The following is a 1,199-nucleotide window of genomic DNA, read 5'->3' on the forward strand; positions in this document are numbered from 1 at the left end:
GATGCTTCCATGATTGTTGAAAACATTTGTTGTCAAGGTTCAGTTCTTGGCTACGAGTTTTATTTTCGTAGCAAGGTTCAACAATCAAAAGTCTTGTAGGTATACATTTTTGTACCTATTTCGATTTAATGCCATTATATCCCCCGTTACTGCTAATGTCAATAGCACTTCATGCGTTTTAGGTTCTTTTTTGTACTCTTTTTTATTGATTTTCTGCTAGTTTGTGTTATAATATGGACAAATAGTTATTCATTTCTTGATTTTACTATCTTCAATGAATGTTTATCAGGACTAATGCAGAGGTGACTTTATGAATTTTAATCTGAAACTAAAAAAAATCCGGACATTCCGGAAAATGACACAAAAAGAACTGTCAGAGAAGATCGGACTGACCGATCAGCATAGAATTGTACAATATGAAAAAGGCGTTCGTGTTCCCAAAAAAGATCTGGTTGATAAAATGGCTACGGCTCTTGATGTCAACCCTTATACCCTCTATGATACCGCTGGGCGTGACGCTTCCGAAATGATGGAACTGCTTTTCTGGCTGGATGAATTTAATCCATCTGCCCTGCATCTGTTTCTCCCTCGGAGATTTCCCGGTGAAAAATGCAATGAAGTAGCCGACACTTCCGTTTACTACCATGACAATGATAGCTGGCCTGCCCATGCTCCTGTCTGTATGTGGTTTGACTATGGAGTTCTGAATGATTTTTTGAAAGAATGGGTGGTTCGGATGGATGAACTGAAATCCGGTGAGATTACCAGAGATGAATATTTTGAATGGAAAATCAACTGGCCACAGACTTGCGATGGTTGTGGAAAATATGAACCTAAGAAACAATGGCACTCTGTAAAATCAGAACTCAGTGAAACTTAACAAAACTTAAATTCACTGCATTTTTCCTCTTGGGCAAAAGAAAACGCACTGTAAAACCAATAATCCAACGGTTTTCAGTGCCTTTTTCATGTTTTTTCTATTAAATTTTCCTCAGACACCTATATGCAAGTTTTTTATAGGATATGTGTACGAAGCTCTCTATGAGCGTCGCACGCTTCGTTGTGCAGTACCGCATTGCAATTTTTCTTTGCCGTCGTGCGGCAGAATGAAGTTATATTCTTTACTATAAATGAGCAAGTTCGTGATTTTGCATAAAAGAAAGACACCTCGATTCCGTGTGTTGTATAATGAAAGTGCC

1 protein-coding gene is annotated in these 1,199 nt (G+C 38.1%); it reads left to right on the forward strand.

Features of this window, described 5'->3' with window-relative positions; all coding sequences use genetic code 11:
* Positions 1–310 precede the first annotated feature (310 nt).
* On the forward strand, positions 311–880 hold the full coding sequence (locus NFS18_RS19295; RefSeq protein ID WP_251393192.1) for a helix-turn-helix domain-containing protein: 570 nt from the start codon (positions 311–313) through the stop codon (positions 878–880).
* The last annotated feature ends 319 nt before the right edge of the window (positions 881–1,199 follow it).

This window comes from Mediterraneibacter agrestimuris (genome assembly GCF_943193195.1).
In the GTDB taxonomy this organism is placed as follows: Bacteria; Bacillota; Clostridia; order Lachnospirales; family Lachnospiraceae; genus Schaedlerella; species Schaedlerella agrestimuris.